Consider the following 19,210-nt stretch of genomic DNA (forward strand, 5'->3'; position numbering starts at 1 on the left):
TAAATTATACGTTTACGCCCACCGGCGGTGCAAACTCCTTCTCGATCTCCTTCGCCACTACCTGCCCCGAGATAAGTGAGGGCGGCACACCCGGTCCGGGCACGGTGAGTTGCCCGGTATAGTATAGGTTCCTGATTTTCCTGCTCTTCAGGCTTGGCTTCAGGATGGCTGTCTGCAGCAGCGTGTTAGCCAGACCGTAGGCATTACCCTTGAAGGCATTGTAGTCCTGTATAAAATCATTGTGCGCGTAGCTGCGCTTATAGGTAATATGGCTGCGGATATCCTGCTTCGTCAGGCGCTCCAGGCGGTCCATCACCAGGTTAAAGTATTTTTCGCGCAGCTCCTCCGCATCCTGCAAGCCGGGGGCCACCGGTATAAGTATAAACAGGTTCTCACAGCCCTCCGGAGCTACGCTCGGGTCAGTTACAGAGGGCGCTGAAACGTAGAACAAAGGTTTTGCAGGCCATTGCGGGTGGGTATAGATCTCCTGGGCGTGGGGCCCGAAGTCCTCGTCGAAAAACAGGTTGTGATGCCGCAGATTCTGCAGGCGCTTGTTCACGCCCAGGTAAAACAGCAGCGAGGACGGGGCCATCACGCGCGTATCCCAGTAGCTGTCGGAATAACTTTGGCTGCCCTTAGGCAGCAGCTCCTTCTCCACGTGGTGATAATCGGCACTGGCCACTATCACCTCGGCTTCAAAGGTCCCTGTCTCCGTTCGCACATGCGTTACGCTTCCGTCCTGCACCTCCAGTCGCTGCACGTTCTGGTTATACAGAAACCGTACGCCTTTCTCCTCAGCCAGCTGCACCATCCCCTGCACGATCTTATACATGCCGCCCATCGGGTACCAGGTACCCAGGCTGATGTCAGCGTAGTTCATCAAACTATAAAGGGCAGGGGTGTTGCGGGGCAGTGCGCCCAGGAAAAGGATCGGAAACTCCATCAGCTTGATGATTTTCTCGTGACGGAAGAAGCGGCGAATATGCTTGTGGAACGACTGGAACACATCCATGCGCAGCACATCGAGCAGCAGGCGCGGGCTCATAAACTCCGTCATGGAGCGGCCGGGCTTGTAGACGAGCTGGTTGATGCCCACCTCATACTTGTAAGCAGCCTGCTCCAGAAACGCGTCCAGCTGCGCGGCGCTGCCGGGCTCCATCTGTTCGAAGAGCGCCTGCAGCGCCGGCAGCCGGGCCGGCACATCCATAAAATCATCCTCCCCAAACACAACCGTATAGGATGGGTCTAGCCGAAGGAGGTCATAGTAGTCGGAGGTGGATTTTCCGAATTTGTTGAAGTAGGCCTCAAACACGCCGGGCATCCAGTACCAACTGGGCCCCATGTCGAAGGTGTAACCGCTGGCTGAGAAGCTACGGGCTCGGCCGCCGGGACTACTGTTCTTCTCCAGCACCGTCACGTCATAGCCTTTGTCGGCCAGGCTAGTGGCTGCCGAGAGGCCCGAAAAGCCGGAGCCGATTACTATCACGCGTGTTACAGCCATATAGTGAATTAAGGACCTTACTTCATTATGCCTCCTGCCTGTATACTTTCAGCACCTTTTTCAGCTCCTTACGGGCGATGTGGATGCGGTTCTTCACCGTACCAATCGGAATCTGCAGTTTCTCCGCAATCTCAAGGTACTTATAGCCCACGTAATACATCATAAATGGGGTGCGATGCTCCTCGTTAAGGCTGGCAATGGCTTTGTTAATATCATTCATGACGAAAGTTGCCGTGCCTTTGTTCTGAGTCACGAAGTTCTCGTCGGTATTGAGGTACTGCAGGTATTCAGAGCTATCGATATTGCTGCTGCGCTTGGTAACCTTATTGTAGTTGTTTATAAAGGTGTTGCGCATGATGGTGTAGAGCCAGGCCTTAAGGTTCGTGCCTGCCTTAAACTTATCGCGGTTCGTAAGGGCTTTCAGCATGGTCTCCTGCACGAGGTCTTTGGCATCGTCCAAATCTCGGGTCAGGTTCATGGCCGCCGGCCGTAGCGACTGTGCTACATTCTGTACGAGGGTATTGAATTCCAGAGCTGTCATTTGTTTAACGTTTTATGGTACAACCATAAACAAATATACGACAGACTGTTTAATAAAAATAGCTTTGTGTAAGTTATTTTTGAGTTTGTTTAAACAATTTCGACGAACGGAGCCTCGCATCCCGTGTACGTACATATTTCTTGTGCAAACAACATAAAACGCCCGGCCCGCTGCTTCCTTATAACGTGAGAAGCAGCGGGCCGGACAAAAAACAATGCAAAATTTTACTTCAACTTAGCAATTAGCTCTGTCATACAGCTTAGCCGCTGTACATTCTCCGGGAAAGACAGGGCCTCGTGCTGCACCTGGTAACCGTATACGTAGATGGTGCTGTCGGGGAATCGCTCCGAGAGTTTGTTGAGATACCCCTGCACCTGCTCCCGCTCCGGGGTGGTGGTGAGTACTGTGCAAAGATACTCGGCCCGGAACTGCTCATAGGTAAGTTCCAGGTCTTTAAAGGGAAGGTGCTGGCCCATGTACACCACCCGCTGGTGGTGCGCCCGAAGGATGTAGTGCATGTACAGCAGCGCCAGCTCGTGCAGCTCGCCCTCAGGCAAGTATAGAATATAAACAGGATCACCCTCTTTCCAACGCGCCGTCTGGCCGTCTATAGCCACCAGCAGCTTCTGCCGGATCAGGTTGCTGACAAAATGCTCGTGCGCCGGCGTAATATTACCGGTCTGCCACAGGATGCCGATCTTATTGAGGAACGGATAAACCACCTCCTGCATTGTTTCCTGGAACCCCATCTGCACGGCGGATTTGGAAAGCACCCGGTCGAATTTATACTCGTCCATGTCCACCATAGCCGCCACCAGCTCGCTGACGTGGTGCGCGCACTCGCAGGGCTGGTCGCACAACTGCCGCACCGTCTCCAGAATCTCCCCCTTTTCCATCTGCGCGATCTTGGATATCTTGTACCCGCGCTCGTTAAGGAGCGAGATGTTCAGCAATGACTTCAGGTCTGCATCGTCATAATAGCGAATATTGGTTTCGGTGCGCCTGGGGTTCAGGATACCATAGCGCTGCTCCCATATCCGGATAGTATGCGCCTTGATGCCTGAAAGATGTTCGAGTTCTTTAATAGTGTACTGAGCCACGTTTCTCCTGTTCCTGTTTCTTCACAATGTCGTAAGCCTGCCTGAAATACCGCGGCGCTACCCACAGCATCCCAAACGACTCTGAACCATGCTTGCCTTGCTCTTTATGGTGTACCTTGTGCGCCATGTTCAAGGCTTTCAGGTAAACACTAGACGTTCTTCCGAATACCTTTATCCGCCTATGAATGAACACATCGTGGATCAGGAAGTAGGCTGCCCCATACAGGGTGATGCCTGCGCCAATCCAGAACCTGTAGTCGATCGGGTCGCTGCCGAAGATGAAAAAGAGCATCGCCAGCAGACCATAATAGGCAAAAAACAGGTCGTTTAGTTCAAAGGCGTGTTGATGGTGCGTGTGGTGCGACTTGTGCAGGCCCCAAAGGAACCCGTGCAAGACGTACTTGTGCATGAGCCACGCCACGCCTTCCATCGCCACAAAAGTCAGAAGCATGATTCCGATGCCTGTTAGCATACACACAAAACAGCAAGTTTAAGGAATAGTTTAATGTATTAAACAAAAGCTCACCACTTTATTTGTTCTTTGTTCAGAAAAGCAGCGATACCGCGCTGGCAATCCTCGCTTCCGCGGGCCACTGCGTTCATTTCGGAGGCGTACTGCAGGCCCTCCTCCAGGCTCATCCCCTGCACACGCGCGATCATCTCTTTCGTCACCTCCATGCTTTGCTTGGAGTTCTCGGCGCAAAGCTTTTGAGCAAAGGCAAACACCCGCTCCTCCAACTCCTGAGCAGGCACCACGTAATTCACCAGGCCATACCTCTCCGCTTCCTCCGCCGAGATCAGGTCGCCGGTGAGCAGCAGCTGCTTGGCACGGGCCTCCCCTATCTTGCGCAGCAGGAACACCTTCACAATGGCAGGTATAAAGCCGATCTTCACCTCGGTGTAGCCGAACTTTGCCTCCGGCACGGTGAAGCCGAAGTCGCAGATGGCAGCTAGTCCGCAGCCGCCCGCGATGGCGTGGCCGTGGATCTGAGCGATCACCACCTTCTTCAAGGTATAAATCATCCGGAAAAGCTCCATCAGGTGCGTGGAGTCGAGCAGGTTCTCGTGGTAATCGTTCTCCTGCAGGCGCTGGATATACTCCAAGTCGGCACCGGCGCAGAACACCTTGCCCTCGGCGCGCAGCACAATTACCTTGCAGGCCTCGTCATCCTCGGCCAGGCCGAAGACGCGCTTCAGCTCAGACACTACCTCGTAGTTCAGGGCGTTCCTTTTCTCGGGTCGGGCCAGCGTGATGTAGCCCACCCGATCCTTCACCTCATAGTTGATAAATTCCATCGTCAGCCTTTCGGCCGTATTTGTTAGTTCTGTCATGATATATCGTCTTATGTACAAGAAACTAGAAGCCTTGTGTTCAAATATACGCAAGTGTGGAGCCGACGCTGCATTTAATCAGGCATAGACCACACGATAACCGGCACAAGTATAAAATTAATCTTGCTTCCTCCCAACTACTCTCCCTGCAACTCTCCTGCCAACCTTCTAAAAGTATAATCGTTTATAAAATAAATTTGCTAACGAACGTTAGGTTGCTTATGTTTGTTAAATAACTATGGAAGCAGTATTGAGCAGAAAAGAGCAAATCGAGCGAACGGCCACTGTCCTGTTTAAGTCAAAGGGATACTCGGCCACATCGATGCGCGATCTGGCCAATGCGCTGGGTATAGAGGCCGCCAGTATTTACTCGCACATCAAGTCCAAGGAGGAGATACTGCAGCGGGTGTGTTTCCGGATGGCCAGGGAGTTTTTTGAGGCCTTAGATGCGGCAGAGGCCAGCGGCGGCTCCGCCACTGAGAGGCTGAAACGCGCCATCTCCGCCCACGTGCAGGTGCTGACAAAGAACACAGAGGCCTCGGCGGTTTTTCTGCACGAGTGGCGCCACCTGAGTGAACCCATGCACGGCACGTACCTCTCGCTTCGCGACAAGTATGAGGCCCGCTTTCGCGACATCATCCGGGCCGGCACCGGGAACGGCGAGTTCATGGTGCCCGATGAGAAATTTGCTGTATTAACCATCCTTTCCGGCCTCAACTGGATACACACCTGGTACAAACCGGAAGGGAAGATGACACCGGCAGAGATTGCCGGGAATCTTTCGGAGATGCTACTAAACGGCCTGAGCACCCAACGGCAGGCTTTACAAGATACTTACTCTCACCTTAATACAATCTAAACTACCTAACCTGCCGGACTGCTCACCCAGTCCGGCACCTTTTGCTGAACCTTAAAACTATAAATATTATGTACGGAGGAGGAAACGTTTTTGAGGCTACTAAATTCGACGACCTGCAGACAGAAGATCCTGCAAAATTAGAAGAATTTGAGGCGCGCATCGCCCGTGGCGAGAAGATTGAGCCAACCGACTGGATGCCGCAACTCTACCGCAAGCAGCTGATCCGCATGATCGAGCAGCACGCACACTCTGAGATCATCGGTGCCCTGCCGGAGGGTACCTGGATCACCCGCGCTCCGGGTTTCCGCCGTAAGATGGCGCAAATGGCCAAGGTGCAGGACGAGGTAGGCCACGCGCAATTGCTCTACTCCGCTGCTGAAACCCTGGGCAAGTCGCGCGAGCAAATGCTGACAGACCTGATCAACGGCAAATCAAAATACTCCAACGTATTCAACTACCCTGCCTTTACCTGGGCTGACTCCAACATTATTTCCTGGCTCATTGATGCCGGCGCGATCGTAAACCAGCTGGCAAACGCCAAAGGCAGTTACGGTCCATACTCCAGAGCGCTGGAGCGGATCTGCGCCGAGGAAGCGTTCCACCTGAAGTATGGCCACGATGCCGTGGTGCACATGGCAACCGGTTCCCCAACGCAACGCGAAATGATTCAGGCTGCACTTAACCGCTGGTGGCCACCGATCATGACCTTCTTCGGGCCATCTGATAAAATGAGCACGCATACGGAGACGCTGATGCGCTGGAAAGTGAAGATGGCATCGAATGACGAGTGCCGTCAGCAGTTCCTGGACATGTATGTGCCCAAGATTTGGGAGCTTGGCCTGACCGTGCCGGATCCGAACCTGAAGAAGAACATGGAAACGGGCCAATGGGAATACACGGAACCGGATTGGGACGAGTTTAAGCGCGTTATCAACGGCGACGGCCCTTGCAACGCAGAGCGCCTCGCCGTACGCCGTACTGCCGAAGAGCGCGGCGCCTGGGTGCGCAGAGCCTTGCTCAACCCCAAAGCAAAGTATGTGAAGCCGCTGGCCTAACGGCAATTAAGAATTATGAATTAAAGACAAAGCTCTAAGCCGAGGCACCAAATTCATAATCAATAATTCATCATTCATAATTAGCGAAGAATGAGCTTAAAGTCCCTTGACCCGAGAGTAACCCGACTGAACCTGCCAGAAGGCAAAGTTCCTGCCATGGAGCCGAAGCCGGAGCTGGATCAGTTTGAAACATACGAAGTCTTCCATCAGAAAAAAGAAGGCGCTGCCTATACGTATGTAGGTCCTGTTCACGCACCCAACGAGGACGTGGCGTTCCTGTTTGCCAAAGAGCAGTACAGCCGCCGTTTCCCGTGTGTCGGCCTTTGGATTGTGCGCACCGAAAACATACAGGTGACACCTTATGTGGGTGATCAGGAGAATGTATATGACATGATTCGCGTGCAAGAACCTGCCGAGCAAAGTGCTCAGCCTGAGCCTTACGAGATCTTCCACCTGAAAAAGCGCGGTAAAGCGCATACACATGCCGGCCGTGTGATGGCAACTTCTTACCAGGAAGCCTTGCAGGAAGCAAAAACAGCTTTCGGAGAGAAAGCCCCGGTAGTGAATGTGTGGGTAGTAAAGTCGAAGGATGTGCTCCAATCTGCGGAGGAAGACAAAGATATGTGGGCCACTATTCCGGAGAAGAAGTACCGCGAAGCCATTGCTTACAAGGTAATGGACAAGATCACCAAGTATAAAGAAGAAAATAAAACCACTGCCCCCTAATGAACGAGCAAGCGATAAAAGACCTGTTATACAAGCTGGCAGACGACCAGTTGATACTTGGCCACCGCAACTCCGAGTGGACCGGGTTCGGCCCGATACTGGAAGAAGATATTGCTTTCTCGTCGATGGCGCAGGATAAGATCGGCCATAGTTTAGCATTTTATACTTTGCTGCAGGAACTTGGGGAGTCCGACCCGGATACGGTTGCTTTTACCCGCAACGCGAACCAATTCCATAACAGCCAGCTGGTAGAGCAGCCAAACGGCGAGTACGATTTCAGCCTGATCCGCCACTTTTTGTACGATAACGCTGAGATTATTCGTTTCGAAATGCTTTCACAATCAAGCTACGAGCCGATTGCCAAAGTGGCGACCAAGCTTAAAGGCGAAGTAAAATACCACGTGCTGCACGCCAACACCTGGATCAAGAACCTGGGCACCTCTACCGAAGAAGCTATACTTCGCTTGCAATCGTCCCTGAATGAGGCGCTGCCTTATGCCTTGGGTATGTTTGAAACATCAAAGTATGAGCAGGAACTGATCGAAGCCGGCATTTATGCGGGCGAAGAAGCTGTGAAAACAGAATGGCTGAAGCGCATACAGGCCGTTATCGAGAAAACTGACCTGAAGCTGCCGGACCTGGAAAGTATAAAACCCAAGTATGGCGGACGCTACGGCGAGCATACCGAGCATCTGCAACCGCTGCTAGATGAAATGGCAGAAGTATTTAAGATCGACCCGACGGCTGAGTGGTAGTTTTTACGTAGCACGACATACGTAGCACGATTCTCGTGTACCTTAACCCACATATGAGACGTTCCAGCGAAAACAGGAAGTCGTGCTACTTGATACGTGCTACGAGATACCAAAAAAGATGCTGACCAAAGAACACATACTAACCCTGCTGGAGGAAGTAAAAGACCCCGAGATTCCGGTGCTGTCGCTGGTGGACCTGGGGGTGATCACGGGCGTGGAGATTTCTGAAGAAGGCCACGTGACGGTGAACATGACACCTACATTTGCCGGCTGCCCTGCTATGGATTACATGAAGAAAGATGTAGAACGGACGCTGGTGAAGCATGGCATCCCCAACTATACGGTTAACATGACTTTCGACAACCCCTGGGATAGCAACAAACTCAGCGAAAAGGGCCGCCAGCACCTGAAGGAATTTGGCTTGGCCCCGCCACCAAAGTATGATCTTATACTTGATCTGGACATTCTGGAACATGTGGCCTGCCCCTACTGCGATAGCGAAGACACCACCCTCAGGACACCCTTTGGACCGACGCTCTGCCGTTCCATGCACTACTGCAACACCTGTAAGCAGATGTTTGAGCAGTTTAAGCCCCTGTAAAGTATAAAAAAGTATAAATTAGAAGCGCCAGCTATACTTTAGCTGGCGCTTCTAATTTAATGCTAAAACATGCCTTACCCCCCGGCCTGCAGCACCATTACCTCTTCCCCGTCCTGCAGCAGCCGTAGCCGGCCATCTTCGATCTTATAGGTTAATTCACGCTTGCTCAGCACCTGCAATACCTGGCTTTCGACTTTCAGGTCCGGGCAGGCCATACGGGTAGCGGCTATCGCACCAAAGTATAGCTTGTCTCCTTTTACTTCCACACTGCCGGTTATCCGGTTGCAGCCCGCATTACCCGACACTCTATTCTCCGTCAGAGAGAAGTTCAGTAAAGGCTTTCGTTCGGCAGTAATAGCTTTGCCATGTAGTTCCTCCAGCACCCAATTCCCGGCCAGTCGTGAGTCGCTGAGGTAGTTGCCGCAGCCGCTAAACGCCTGCCCCGGGTAGCGTACCGTTACCGTGTAAGAGGACTTTTTCCCGGACATCGTGTCCTCGCAGGATGCCCGCTGAAGCTGCACCACCAGAGGCCCTTTGCTTGTCTCGGCCGTGTACACTGCTCCCTCAGCAGTCGTAATGGCAGCTGGCACAGGTACTTTTATACTTCCAGTTTCCGCATGGAGGGCCTTAAACTTCAGCACCCCCTCCTCATCTATCTCCAGCGACCAGAACGGCTCATTACCTGTGGCCACAAAATCGACACCCCTCTCAAATTTCTCTTGCCAAAGCCTGGGGTTGTCTTCTACCTGCTCCTCTGCAAAAGCAGTATCCTGTGTGTTATTGCTTAGTTCTGTTACCGCCTTTTTAGTGGCACAGGAGCTGATGAGTAGCAGCAGAAGCAGGCTAAGTGGGAGTAAGAATTTAATTTTTAACATAGTTTTAGTAGAATAGATGGCTTCGTAAATACAGCGGCTACCAGGTAGCAACCGCTCAGCCACCTCCCAAAAGCTGTGCCAGTATTACATTCTTGCTATATTCTTTTACCCGCCGGGAGCTCCTGCTAGGACATAGAAACTGATACTCATAGCCATAGCAAAAAAACACCCCGCTGCCATACCTGGCAGCGGGGTGTTGCAGAGTAGCAAGCAAAATCAGGTTTACAAGTTCTCCATCTCTGCCTGCACGAAATCCACCAGGCTCTTGATATAGTCGGTACTGAAGTCGAATTTAATGCCGGCTGCCTCATACACTTCCCCAATGGAAACGGTGTAGCCCAGGCTGAGGGCACGCTTATAGGCGGCAAGTCCTTCGGCAGGGTTTTCCTTATAGTTTTTCCAAACGGCGATGGCCCCAAGCTGCGCCATGGCATACTCGATGTAATAGAACGGCACCTCGTAGATGTGCAGCTGCTTCTGCCACAAATAGGGCTTATACTTCTCCAGCCCCTCCCATTTCACCAGCTTATGGTTGAAGGTTCCGAAGATGTTCAGCCACTCCTGGTGGCGCTGCTCCTGCGTCTGCTCCGGGTGCTCGTAGATCCAGTGCTGGAATTTATCCACGGTGGCTACCCACGGGAAAGTCTCCAGTACGCTCTCCAGGTGCGTTTTCTTGGCGCGGCGCAGTTCGTCCTCATCCTCAAAGAAGGTATCCCAGTAATCCATCGAGATCAGCTCCATCGACATGGAAGCCAGCTCGGCTACCTCTGAGGGCGGGTGCTTAAAGGAATTGAGCCACAGGTCGCGCGTCAGGAACGAATGCACGGCGTGGCCGCCCTCGTGCAGCATCGTGATCACGTCGCGCAGGCTGGAAGTGGCGTTCATGAAGATGAACGGCACCCCGATCTCATCCAGCGGATAGTTATAGCCGCCCGGGGCTTTTCCTTTTCTGGACTCTAGATCCAGATGGCCCATCTCCCGCATGGTGGCCAGGCAATCGCCCAGGTATGTATCCAGCTTATAAAACACCTGCACCGTCTTCTCCAGCAGCTCATCGCCGGACCTGAAGGGCTCCAGCGGCTTTCTTCCGGATGGGTCTACATCCAGGTCCCATGGGCGAAGTTCTTCCAGCCCCAGCAATTGTTTGCGCTCCTCATCAATTTTAGTAAGCAGCGGTACGATGGTTTCCTCAATCGAAGTATGGAAATCGAAGCAATCCTGCGGCGTATAGTCAAAGCGGCCCATGGCAGCGAACATAAAATCGCGGAAGTTCTCGAAATCGGCGTTGGCAGCCACCTGGTGGCGCAGCCTCAGCAGCTCATCGAACAGGCTATCCAGCTTCTCGCGGTCCTGGAAGCGACGCTCCTGCACAGCCCTCCAGGCTTCCTCACGCACGGCTCTGTCGGTACGCTTCAGGCGGTCTGCTGCGCGCTGCAGCGTCATCTCCTCCCCATCCAGCGTTACGGTCATGGCACCCGTAATGGCGGCATACTGCTGCTGTTTGGTGCTGATCTCGGTTTGCAGCGGGATGTTCTCTTCCCGGAAAATTTCCAACGCGCGTTCCACGCCACGTAGGTAGATTTTATACTTTTCCTTGTCAAGCCCGTTCACGTACGGCGAGTGCATCAGCTTCAGGTTCAGTTCATGGTCCAGCGGGGCTATGTTCGGCTCTATCTCCGAGATAAAGTACTGGAAAGCCTTCGTGGTTTCCTCGTTCTGGGTGTCGCAGGTCATGCGGATATAGCGCCAGCCGAGGTCCTCAGAAAGCACGCTTTCCAGTTCACTGCGGTCCCGCATCCACTTCTCCAGTTCCTCCACGCTCTCGATCTGGCGCGTCTTCAGTTCCTCGAAATATGGCCTGATGGTTTCCCACTGCTCCACTTTAAAATTCTCTGAGAGGTAGGTGCGGGGCATGCGCTCCGGTATTATTAAGTCAGTTGTTTGTTGTATTGTCATTATGGCAATATATATTTCAGAAGTACAATATAGGCATTTCTTATGAAAGTACAAAAAAAAAGGGCAGCGCCGCAAGAAAACTTCTCCGGTGCTGCCCTCTTATACGTTTTTTTCGGCCTAACCGATCTCAATTACTACGTTCGACGTAAGCGGGTGCCCCACGCAGTTGAGCACATACCCCTCCTCCATCTCCGCGTCAGACAGGCCCTCGCGCTCATCAAGGTGCACCTTGCCACTCAGACACTTCCCGCGGCAGGCGGTGCACAGGCCGGCCTGGCAGGAGTACGGTAAATCGATGTCCTGCTCCAGCGCCGCCTCCAGTATGGTCTGGTCCGGCTCCACCACAAAGCTGTACTCTGAGCCCTCGTAAATAACGGTCACGGTTTGGGTGCTGATCTCCCCATCTTCGTCAGAGGACATCACGGCACCGTGCTGCGCCTCCTGCTCCTGCTTATCCAGCAGCTTATTGCTCACAAAGCTCTCCCTGAAAATACGGTCTACTGGCACGCGCAGCACGCTGAGCGCATGGCGCACCTCCTCCATCATTCCCTCTGGCCCGCACATATAATACACCGCGTCCGATACCTTGGCCAGTTGCAGGCGCTCCAGTATCTTAATGATCATACTTTGGTTCATGCGGCCGCGGTGGTCGCAGGCTTGGCGAGGCTGGCTGTAGATGTGCACTACCTGCAGGCGCCCCTGGTGCTGTGCCTGCAGCTGCTGCAGCTGCTCCCTGAAGATCACTGAGTCCTCATCGCGGTTGCCGTAGAGCAGCGTTACCTTGCTGTTCGGCTCCTCGCGCAGCACCGCCTTCAGGATGGACATGAGCGGCGTAATGCCGCTGCCGGCACCGAACAGCAGTACCTGGCGCTGGTTGGTGGGGGCGCAGGTGAGGCAGAAGTTACCGATCGGCTCCATCACCTTTACCTCCTGCCCTACCTGCAGGTGGTCGAGCAGGTAATTCGACATCAGCCCGCCCTCCACGCGCTTTACCGTTACCGACAGGCGCGGTGCTTCGTGCGGCGTACTGCTGAGGGAGTAAGAGCGGCGGATCTCCTTGCCTTCAACCGGAAGGATCAGGGTGAGGAATTGGCCCGGTTTATATGCTATGGTATGCTTTTCGGGGTGCTCAAAATGTATGGTGGCAGCGTCAGCTGTTTCGTGGGTAATTTCTACAACCTTCAGGTTAAGGTAAGGACTACTCATGGTTCTATTTTTTTGCTCAGATTCGTCTCGGTCTAAAACATATTTCGAACCTGAAAGTTACGACAATCCCTCCTGTTCTGAGAAAGTAACGTATAAATTTTAAGACGCCAGCCTCAGGTGCACAATAAAAAATTTGAATATTAGTTGTAAAATATATTAAAAAAAAGCTGAACTTTACAGAGCGCTGCAACGGCAGGTTTTTTAAACCTGCGCCCGTGCTTCTGTCATGAACGCTATCCTTAATAACATGAAAACAACAACATGCTGTACAAACTAACTCTGAAAAACTGTGAAAAAACGGTAGTGGTAGACGACACTACATATGACTACATCCAAAACAGCGCGTATTTGCAACAGATTGAGTTCCTGAGGCACCTGCGCATCCACTCCAACGGTTACGCCTTCTTCCAGAAGAACTGGCCGCTAAAAAACGGCAAGTACCGCAACGAAACCATCTACCTCCACAAGATGATTGGGGAGCAGTTGCTGGAGAAGCCTGAGAGCGACCTAAAACTGTACGTGCACTTTAAGAACGGCAACAAGTTGGACTGCCGCCGCGAGAACCTGGAGTGGGCTCCGCTCTGCAAGATTGTGCGCAACACCACCAAGACCGAGAACAAGCTGGGCGTACGCGGGGTACACAAGGAGGCCCAAAAGTACCGCGCCATCATCCACCACAACAAGCAGCGCATCAACCTGGGCACCTTCGAAACGCTGCAGGAGGCCGCCCTGGCCTACAGCAAAAAATCCGAGGAGCTTTTCGGGAAGACCAAGAGCCTGAAAACCTTCACCAAGGTGCTGGAGGAAGAGGAAGCTGCGCCTTTAAACTAATTTCTGCTTAACTTGCACCATGGGCACTTTAACTGCGCCCATGGTGCAAGCTTATGAAAAACACCCACGACCTTAGCGCTCTGCTAAGCAGGCATCGCCATACCTTTGCCCCCGTACTGGACGCAGACCTGAACGCCGACTGCGTGTGTACGCTGGATTTCTCCGAAAAGAACCTGCTGCTGCAAAGCACCGACCTGCAGGACACCGACGCCTTCAACAAGGCTGTGGAGCAGATGCTACAACAGCGTCAGGCCACCACGGGCGTGGGCGGCTACCTGGAGGACCGCTTCATCTACCGCCGCAGCCGCCACTTCGACGTGGAGGCACAGAGCCGCAACCTGCACCTGGGGGTGGATGTGTGGCTGCCCGCGGGCACGGCCGTGTTCACGCCGCTGGACGCCACCGTGCACAGCTTTAAAGACAACGATAACTTCGGCGACTACGGTCCCACCATCATCCTGCAGCACGAGCTGGAGGGGGTAACATTTTATACTTTGTACGGCCACCTGAGCCGCACATCCCTGCAGGGCCTGCAGCAGGGGCAGTATTTTAGCAAAGGCCAAAAAATTGCCGAGGTAGGCCCCTACCCCGAGAACGGCCACTGGCCACCGCACCTGCACTTCCAAATTGTTGCTGACATGGGCGATAAGTATGGCGATTTCCCAGGAGTAGCCACCGCCGCCGAGCGCTCCAGGTATGAGCGGCTGTGCCCCGACCCGAACCTGATTCTGCAGTGCCGCCACCTGTTGCCTTACGCCTGAGCAGTTAGGCGCACTACCCGGAAACCGGCTCCTTACTTCTTTAACTACTAACTTTTAACTCTTGATTACTTATGGTGTTGGATTTTGAATCGATCCGCGAAATGATTGTAAACTTTGCCGTACTGTATGGCCTGAAGCTGTTGGTTGCCATTTTTATACTTGTTATTGGCGCCTGGGTCATCAGACGGCTCAAGATGCTCATCAATGGGCTGATGCTCCGGAAAAGCGTGGACGAGTCGCTGCGGCCTTTCCTGCTGAGCATCTTCAGCATCGCGCTGTGGGTCCTGCTGCTCGTGCTGGTGATTGCGCAGATAGGCGTGGAGATGACCTCTTTTATTGCTGTCCTGGGCTCTGCCGGCCTGGCTATCGGCCTGGCCCTGCAGGGCAGCCTGGCCAACTTTGCGGGCGGGGTGCTCATACTTACCATCAAGCCTTTCAGGGTAGGTGACTTTATTGAGGCACAGGGGCAAAGCGGAACCGTTCAGCTTATCAACATCTTTAACACCGTGCTAAAGACCGCCGACAACAAAACCATTTACATCCCCAACGGGCCACTGGCTTCTGCCGTGGTGGTGAACTACTCTGTGGAAGCCACACGCCGGGTGGAGCTGCTCTTTACCGTGTCGGTAAACAATGATATTGGTAAGGTGCGCCAGCTGATTCAGGAGCTGATTACCGAGGATGAGCGTGTGATGAAGGAGCCCGCCCCCGCTATCGTTGTAACGAATTTTGCCGAGCATTCCATCACCATCAGTACCCGCATCTGGTGCAAGCGCGAAGATTACTGGGGACTGTTCTGGGACATGAACGAGCGCGCCAAGGCTGCCTTCGAGAAGAACGATATCGCACTGCCCGTACCGCGCCGCGAAATGGTGGGCAGCACCGCTAGCAAACAGGCTGCTGCAGGAGCTTAGCGCTGATACTACAGATAAAAAGGGATCGGGGCTTACTCCAGGTTAAGCCCCGATCCCTTTTTCATACTTTATAACTCAAGTTGCGATTAACCCACCCCTGCCCCTCCAAGGAGGGGAATTTCGCAAAAGAGTAGGTGATTCCCCTCCTCGGAGGGGTTAGGGGTGGGTTTACACCTGCACATCATGAGTAGATCGCAACTTGGGTTTTATACTTTCTCGATTTATACCTTGCAGCTGCGTTTATACTTTCTCGTTCAGCTGCCTGCACCTTAGTCAAACTTAATCGCCTTCACCGGCTTGATGCGGGCAATCATGGCGGCAGGAATAAGTATGGCCAGCATGGTGAGTACCAGCGTTAGGGCGTTGAGCAGCAGGATTACGCCGATGTTCCAGCTGATCGGCACACGGTCCATGTAGTAGTTCTCGGGGTCCAGCGGAATGAGCTCGAAATAGTACTGCACCAGGCAAAAGCCAATCCCGACAAGGTTGCCCCACAGCATTCCCTTCAGCGTCAGTTTCAGCCCGCGAAAGTAGAACACCTTCCTGATCTGCGCATCGGTAGCGCCCACGGCCTTCAGCACGCCAATCATGTTTATCCGTTCGATGATCATAATAAACACCGTGGAAACCATGTTGAACGTAGCCACGAAGATGATCAGTACCAGGAAAATCACTACGTTCTTCTGCAGCAGCTTCAGCCAGTCGAAGAGCTGGGCATGGCGGTCCGTTATTTTCTCCAGTTGCAGGTCGTAGTTCATACTTTCAAACACGCGCTCCGCCGCCTCGTCTATCTGCTCAAAGTCTTGCAGCACTACCTCCACGCCCCCTACCAAGGTATCGGGCCAGTTGTTCAGCTCGCGAATCAACTTGATGTCGCCGAGCACAAACACCTCATCAAACTCCTCCAGGCCCGTATTATAAATGCCGCTCACCCTCAGCTTCCGGGCACGTGGCGGATTCTGTATAAAATAGAAAATAGCCTCATCGCCCACCTTTAGCCGCAACTTACTGGCAATCGCCTGGCTCAGCAGCACGTCCTTCGAAGAGGCCGTATCCGTAAAGGCAATCAGTTCCCCGCTCTCCAGGTTCTGCTGCATTGCGCTCAGATCATACTCCTTCCCCACGCCCTTCACCACCACACCCAGCACCTCATCCTCTGTCTTGATAATGGCCGTTTTGCGGGCAAACCCCTGTATCTTTTTTATCCCCTGGATAGAATCCGACACACCGATATTGTAGCTGATGGGCGCGCCCTCATAGGAGTTATTGGTGTCATACTTGCTGATCTGCAGGTGGGCGCCAAAGCTGAAAATCTTTTCGCGGATCTCGTTCCGAAAGCCCTCCAGTATGGCAAAAGACACAATCATGATGGCAATGCCTGCAGCTATGCTAATAATTGCTATTTTTGTAACCGACTGCGTAAAAGAGCCGGTCTGCACTTCTGATATTTTGTCGGATATGTACTTGGAGATATTCACTCGCCTTAAATCAGATTAATGGCCTTAAAGATAGGTATGAATTTTGACTTCTACCTTACAAAAACGATGACACACCCTATCCTATACCTCTCTGCCTCGCTGCTGCTCTCGCTGGGCGGCTGCAACGCCAAGCAAGTACCTGCCACGGCACCCGAGCAAACATCACCCGCTGCCTCAGCTGCTTTGCCGGCGGCACAATCACTAAAAATGGGCGCCGAGCAGCTGGATTTATACTTGCCGCAACTAGCGGGCAAACGCGTGGGCATGATCGTGAACCAAACCTCCACCATCGGCCAAACGCACCTGGTGGACACGCTCCTGAGTCGTGGCGTGCAGATAAAGACCATTTTTGCGCCAGAGCACGGCTTCCGCGGTGAGGCCGACGCAGGGGCGCACATCAAAGACGGCAACGACCCGAAAACCGGCCTGCCAATTATCTCGCTCTACGGGAATAACAAGAAGCCGCTGCCCGAGCAAATAAAAGATCTGGATGTGCTGCTCTTCGACATCCAGGACGTGGGCACCCGTTTTTATACTTACATCAGCACCATGCACTACGCCATGGAGGCAGCCGCCGAGAACGGCAAGGAGGTAATGGTACTGGACCGCCCCAACCCGAACGGGCATTACGTAGATGGCCCGGTACTGGAGCCAGACCAGGTTTCTTTTGTGGGGATGCACCCGATTCCGATCGTGCACGGCCTTACCGTGGGCGAACTGGCTAATATGATCAACGGCGAGAAATGGCTGAAAGGAGGACTGCAGGCGAACCTGACGGTAATTCCGATGACAGCCTACGACCACAACATGGCATATGAGCTGCCTGTGCGTCCTTCACCAAACCTGCCAAACGCGCAGTCCATAGCCTTGTACCCATCTATCTGCTTTTTTGAGGGAACCAACGTAAGCGTTGGCCGCGGCACCCCTACCCCCTTCCAGGTAATCGGCAGCCCGTACTATCAGAAAAAGGACTTTAGCTTTACCCCGGTGAGCACGCCAGGGGCTACCAACCCGCCGCACAAGGATGTAACCTGCTACGGCCAGGACTTGACGAATGTGCAGGTGGCAGACAAAGTAGACCTAGCGTACCTGCTGGGTATGTACCAGCACTCCACTAACAAGGACAAGTTCTTCAACAATTTCTTCGAGAAACTGGCTGGCACCAAAAAGCTTCGCGAGCAGGTGATTGCCGGTAAGACAGAGGCTGAGATCAGAGCCAGTTGGGAGCCTGCGTTATCAAACTATAAAGCCAAGCGCAAGCAGTACCTGCTTTACCCAGACTTTAACTAGCGCATGAGAGACTTACGCATCGTGTTTATGGGTACGCCGGATTTTGCCGTGCCTACCTTGCAGACACTCGTGGAACAGCACTATAACGTGGTGGCCGTGATCACCGCCCCGGATAAACCCGCTGGCCGTGGTCAGAAGCTAAACCAGTCGCCGGTGAAGGAGTACGCCGTGGCGCAGGGAATTCCGGTGCTGCAGCCAACCAACCTGAAATCGGAGGCGTTCCTGGAGGAACTGCGTAGCTACAGGGCCAACCTGCAGATCATCGTCGCTTTCCGGATGCTGCCCGAGGTGGTGTGGGCAATGCCGGAGCTGGGCTCTTTCAACATCCATGCTTCGCTGCTGCCACAGTATAGAGGGGCCGCGCCTATCAACTGGGCCATTATCAACGGGGAAAAAGAGACCGGCGTCACCTCCTTCTTCCTTAAGCACGAGATCGACACGGGCGACCTTATTTTTCAGGAGCGCGTGCCGATCCGGGAGGAGGATGACTTCGGGTCGTTGTATGAGAAACTGAAGTATAAAGGCGCCGAACTGGCCCTGCGCACCGTACAGGCCATTGAGCGAGACCAGGTAGTACCGCAGCCGCAGGAGATCTCTGCGGGGGCCAAGCACGCTCCGAAGATCTTTAAGGATACCTGCGAGATTAACTGGAACCAACCGGCTGAGCAGGTGCGCAATTTTATCCGAGGCCTCAGCCCGTACCCTGCCGCCTGGGCAAAGCTTAACGGCAAGAACTATAAAGTATATAAGGCCGAGGCGCTGCCGGAATCTGGTTACACTTCGGAACCGGGCACGCTCCACACCGATAACAAGACGTTCCTGCACATCCAGACAGCCGCCGGCGCCCTTGCCATACTTGATCTGCAGATGGAGGGCAAAAAACGCATGCCGGTACAGGACCTGCTGCGCGGCTATAACTTTGACGTATAAGAAAGTATGATAGCTATCGTAGTAGCCGCCGCCGAGAACAATGTGATTGGCAAAGACAATGACCTGATCTGGTACCTGCCCGCCGACCTGAAACACTTTAAGCGCCTGACCATGGGCCACCCGATGATCATGGGGCGCAGAACCTATGAAGCGATTGGAAAGCCTTTGCCAGGTCGTACTTCCATCGTCATCACTTCCCAGAAAGAGTACCAGGCTGAAGGGTGCATCGTGGTGCACTCACTGGAGGAGGCCCTTGCCAAAGGCAGGGAGCTAGACACGGAGCAGGTAAGTATCATTGGCGGCGCTACCATATACGAGCAGGCGCTCCCCTTCACTGATAAAGTATACCTGACGCGCGTGCATCATAGTTTTGAGGGCGATGCCTTCTTCCCAGAGCTACCCCAAAATGAGTGGCAGGTAATAGAGCAGGAGTTTCATGAGCCGGACGAGAAGAACAAGTACAACTATACGTTTCTGACGCTGGAAAAGAAGTAACATA

General features: G+C 53.4%; 20 protein-coding genes. 11 read left to right on the forward strand and 9 right to left on the reverse strand.

Translation table 11 applies throughout. The annotated features are described in order from the left end of the window. Positions 1-4: 4 nt before the first annotated feature. The 5 genes from OH144_RS10885 to OH144_RS10905 all read right to left on the reverse strand — a co-directional run bounded on the left by OH144_RS10885 (position 5) and on the right by OH144_RS10905 (position 4,438). Entirely contained in the window at positions 5-1,510 is a 1,506-nt protein-coding gene (locus OH144_RS10885; protein ID WP_266206328.1) for a phytoene desaturase family protein, read from the reverse strand. A 16-nt stretch (positions 1,511-1,526) separates the two neighbouring features. Beyond that, a complete protein-coding gene (locus OH144_RS10890) occupies positions 1,527-2,042 on the reverse strand; it encodes an RNA polymerase sigma factor (protein WP_266202264.1) in 516 nt (171 codons plus the stop codon). A 224-nt stretch (positions 2,043-2,266) separates the two neighbouring features. After that, the gene (locus OH144_RS10895) at positions 2,267-3,142 is read right to left on the reverse strand and encodes a MerR family transcriptional regulator (protein WP_266202265.1); all 876 of its coding nucleotides are present in this window, start codon (positions 3,140-3,142) and stop codon (positions 2,267-2,269) included. Beyond that, entirely contained in the window at positions 3,123-3,593 is a 471-nt protein-coding gene (locus OH144_RS10900; RefSeq protein ID WP_266202266.1) for a sterol desaturase family protein, read from the reverse strand. Before OH144_RS10900 ends, OH144_RS10895 begins: the two co-directional genes overlap by 20 nt. Positions 3,594-3,664: 71 nt before the next feature. After that, positions 3,665-4,438, reverse strand: a complete 774-nt coding sequence (locus OH144_RS10905) for an enoyl-CoA hydratase/isomerase family protein (RefSeq protein ID WP_266206329.1) — start codon at positions 4,436-4,438, stop codon at positions 3,665-3,667. 274 nt (positions 4,439-4,712) lie between these two features. Here OH144_RS10905 and OH144_RS10910 point away from each other — a divergent pair, with 274 nt between their 5' ends. From OH144_RS10910 to paaD, 5 genes are all read left to right on the forward strand, one after another. After that, positions 4,713-5,333, forward strand: coding sequence for a TetR/AcrR family transcriptional regulator (locus OH144_RS10910; RefSeq protein WP_266202267.1), 621 nt, complete (start codon positions 4,713-4,715; stop codon positions 5,331-5,333). A 68-nt stretch (positions 5,334-5,401) separates the two neighbouring features. After that, positions 5,402-6,388, forward strand: coding sequence for a 1,2-phenylacetyl-CoA epoxidase subunit PaaA (gene paaA / locus OH144_RS10915; RefSeq protein WP_266202268.1), 987 nt, complete (start codon positions 5,402-5,404; stop codon positions 6,386-6,388). 90 nt (positions 6,389-6,478) lie between these two features. After that, positions 6,479-7,114, forward strand: coding sequence for a phenylacetic acid degradation b (locus tag OH144_RS10920; RefSeq protein WP_266202269.1), 636 nt, complete (start codon positions 6,479-6,481; stop codon positions 7,112-7,114). Further along, positions 7,114-7,869: a 1,2-phenylacetyl-CoA epoxidase subunit PaaC gene (paaC, locus tag OH144_RS10925; RefSeq protein ID WP_266202270.1), complete on the forward strand. Its 756-nt coding sequence runs from the start codon at positions 7,114-7,116 to the stop codon at positions 7,867-7,869. Before OH144_RS10920 ends, paaC begins: the two co-directional genes overlap by 1 nt. A 118-nt stretch (positions 7,870-7,987) precedes the next feature. Further along, a complete protein-coding gene (paaD, locus tag OH144_RS10930) occupies positions 7,988-8,470 on the forward strand; it encodes a 1,2-phenylacetyl-CoA epoxidase subunit PaaD (protein ID WP_266202271.1) in 483 nt (160 codons plus the stop codon). A 74-nt stretch (positions 8,471-8,544) separates the two neighbouring features. Here the strand turns inward: paaD and OH144_RS10935 are convergent, their stop codons facing one another. The 3 genes from OH144_RS10935 to OH144_RS10945 all read right to left on the reverse strand — a co-directional run bounded on the left by OH144_RS10935 (position 8,545) and on the right by OH144_RS10945 (position 12,507). Further along, the gene (locus OH144_RS10935; RefSeq protein ID WP_266202272.1) at positions 8,545-9,345 is read right to left on the reverse strand and encodes an META domain-containing protein; all 801 of its coding nucleotides are present in this window, start codon (positions 9,343-9,345) and stop codon (positions 8,545-8,547) included. Positions 9,346-9,567: 222 nt separating this feature from the next. After that, positions 9,568-11,301: a M3 family oligoendopeptidase gene (locus OH144_RS10940; protein WP_266202273.1), complete on the reverse strand. Its 1,734-nt coding sequence runs from the start codon at positions 11,299-11,301 to the stop codon at positions 9,568-9,570. A 117-nt stretch (positions 11,302-11,418) separates the two neighbouring features. After that, positions 11,419-12,507: a ferredoxin--NADP reductase gene (locus OH144_RS10945; RefSeq protein WP_266202274.1), complete on the reverse strand. Its 1,089-nt coding sequence runs from the start codon at positions 12,505-12,507 to the stop codon at positions 11,419-11,421. A 261-nt stretch (positions 12,508-12,768) separates the two neighbouring features. On the opposite strand from OH144_RS10945, the gene OH144_RS10950 reads away from it, so the two are divergent. The 3 genes from OH144_RS10950 to OH144_RS10960 all read left to right on the forward strand — a co-directional run bounded on the left by OH144_RS10950 (position 12,769) and on the right by OH144_RS10960 (position 15,013). Next, positions 12,769-13,338: an HNH endonuclease gene (locus OH144_RS10950; protein ID WP_266202275.1), complete on the forward strand. Its 570-nt coding sequence runs from the start codon at positions 12,769-12,771 to the stop codon at positions 13,336-13,338. Between the two features lie 53 nt (positions 13,339-13,391). Beyond that, positions 13,392-14,099, forward strand: coding sequence for a peptidoglycan DD-metalloendopeptidase family protein (locus OH144_RS10955; RefSeq protein WP_266202276.1), 708 nt, complete (start codon positions 13,392-13,394; stop codon positions 14,097-14,099). Positions 14,100-14,170: 71 nt separating this feature from the next. Then, positions 14,171-15,013 (forward strand): mechanosensitive ion channel family protein, encoded by an 843-nt coding sequence (locus OH144_RS10960; protein ID WP_266202277.1) that lies wholly within the window; start codon positions 14,171-14,173, stop codon positions 15,011-15,013. A gap of 269 nt (positions 15,014-15,282) precedes the next feature. Here the strand turns inward: OH144_RS10960 and OH144_RS10965 are convergent, their stop codons facing one another. After that, a complete protein-coding gene (locus tag OH144_RS10965; protein WP_266202278.1) occupies positions 15,283-16,491 on the reverse strand; it encodes an ABC transporter permease in 1,209 nt (402 codons plus the stop codon). A gap of 66 nt (positions 16,492-16,557) precedes the next feature. Between OH144_RS10965 and OH144_RS10970 the strand changes: the two genes are divergently transcribed. The 3 genes from OH144_RS10970 to OH144_RS10980 are packed head-to-tail and all read left to right on the forward strand — an operon-like array spanning position 16,558 to position 19,206. After that, a complete protein-coding gene (locus OH144_RS10970; RefSeq protein WP_266202279.1) occupies positions 16,558-17,781 on the forward strand; it encodes an exo-beta-N-acetylmuramidase NamZ family protein in 1,224 nt (407 codons plus the stop codon). Between the two features lie 3 nt (positions 17,782-17,784). Further along, positions 17,785-18,711 (forward strand): methionyl-tRNA formyltransferase, encoded by a 927-nt coding sequence (fmt, locus tag OH144_RS10975; RefSeq protein ID WP_266202280.1) that lies wholly within the window; start codon positions 17,785-17,787, stop codon positions 18,709-18,711. Between the two features lie 6 nt (positions 18,712-18,717). After that, positions 18,718-19,206 carry a dihydrofolate reductase gene (locus OH144_RS10980; RefSeq protein ID WP_266202281.1) on the forward strand — a complete coding sequence of 163 codons (489 nt, stop codon included), beginning with the start codon at positions 18,718-18,720 and terminating at the stop codon, positions 19,204-19,206. Positions 19,207-19,210: the final 4 nt, after the last annotated feature.

Origin of the sequence: Pontibacter kalidii (genome assembly GCF_026278245.1) — a bacterium.
GTDB classification, from domain to species: Bacteria; Bacteroidota; Bacteroidia; order Cytophagales; family Hymenobacteraceae; genus Pontibacter; species Pontibacter kalidii.

Coding starts and splice junctions, on each gene's coding strand:
- OH144_RS10890 (WP_266202264.1), bottom strand. CDS start 2,042: ATGACAGCTCTGGAATTCAATACCCTCGTACAGAATGTAGCACAGTCG.
- OH144_RS10900 (WP_266202266.1), bottom strand. CDS start 3,593: ATGCTTCTGACTTTTGTGGCGATGGAAGGCGTGGCGTGGCTCATGCAC.
- OH144_RS10905 (WP_266206329.1), bottom strand. CDS start 4,438: ATGGAATTTATCAACTATGAGGTGAAGGATCGGGTGGGCTACATCACG.
- OH144_RS10910 (WP_266202267.1), top strand. CDS start 4,713: ATGGAAGCAGTATTGAGCAGAAAAGAGCAAATCGAGCGAACGGCCACT.
- paaA (WP_266202268.1), top strand. CDS start 5,402: ATGTACGGAGGAGGAAACGTTTTTGAGGCTACTAAATTCGACGACCTG.
- OH144_RS10920 (WP_266202269.1), top strand. CDS start 6,479: ATGAGCTTAAAGTCCCTTGACCCGAGAGTAACCCGACTGAACCTGCCA.
- paaC (WP_266202270.1), top strand. CDS start 7,114: ATGAACGAGCAAGCGATAAAAGACCTGTTATACAAGCTGGCAGACGAC.
- paaD (WP_266202271.1), top strand. CDS start 7,988: ATGCTGACCAAAGAACACATACTAACCCTGCTGGAGGAAGTAAAAGAC.
- OH144_RS10935 (WP_266202272.1), bottom strand. CDS start 9,345: ATGTTAAAAATTAAATTCTTACTCCCACTTAGCCTGCTTCTGCTGCTA.
- OH144_RS10940 (WP_266202273.1), bottom strand. CDS start 11,301: ATGACAATACAACAAACAACTGACTTAATAATACCGGAGCGCATGCCC.
- OH144_RS10945 (WP_266202274.1), bottom strand. CDS start 12,507: ATGAGTAGTCCTTACCTTAACCTGAAGGTTGTAGAAATTACCCACGAA.
- OH144_RS10950 (WP_266202275.1), top strand. CDS start 12,769: ATGCTGTACAAACTAACTCTGAAAAACTGTGAAAAAACGGTAGTGGTA.
- OH144_RS10955 (WP_266202276.1), top strand. CDS start 13,392: ATGAAAAACACCCACGACCTTAGCGCTCTGCTAAGCAGGCATCGCCAT.
- OH144_RS10960 (WP_266202277.1), top strand. CDS start 14,171: ATGGTGTTGGATTTTGAATCGATCCGCGAAATGATTGTAAACTTTGCC.
- OH144_RS10970 (WP_266202279.1), top strand. CDS start 16,558: ATGACACACCCTATCCTATACCTCTCTGCCTCGCTGCTGCTCTCGCTG.
- fmt (WP_266202280.1), top strand. CDS start 17,785: ATGAGAGACTTACGCATCGTGTTTATGGGTACGCCGGATTTTGCCGTG.
- OH144_RS10980 (WP_266202281.1), top strand. CDS start 18,718: ATGATAGCTATCGTAGTAGCCGCCGCCGAGAACAATGTGATTGGCAAA.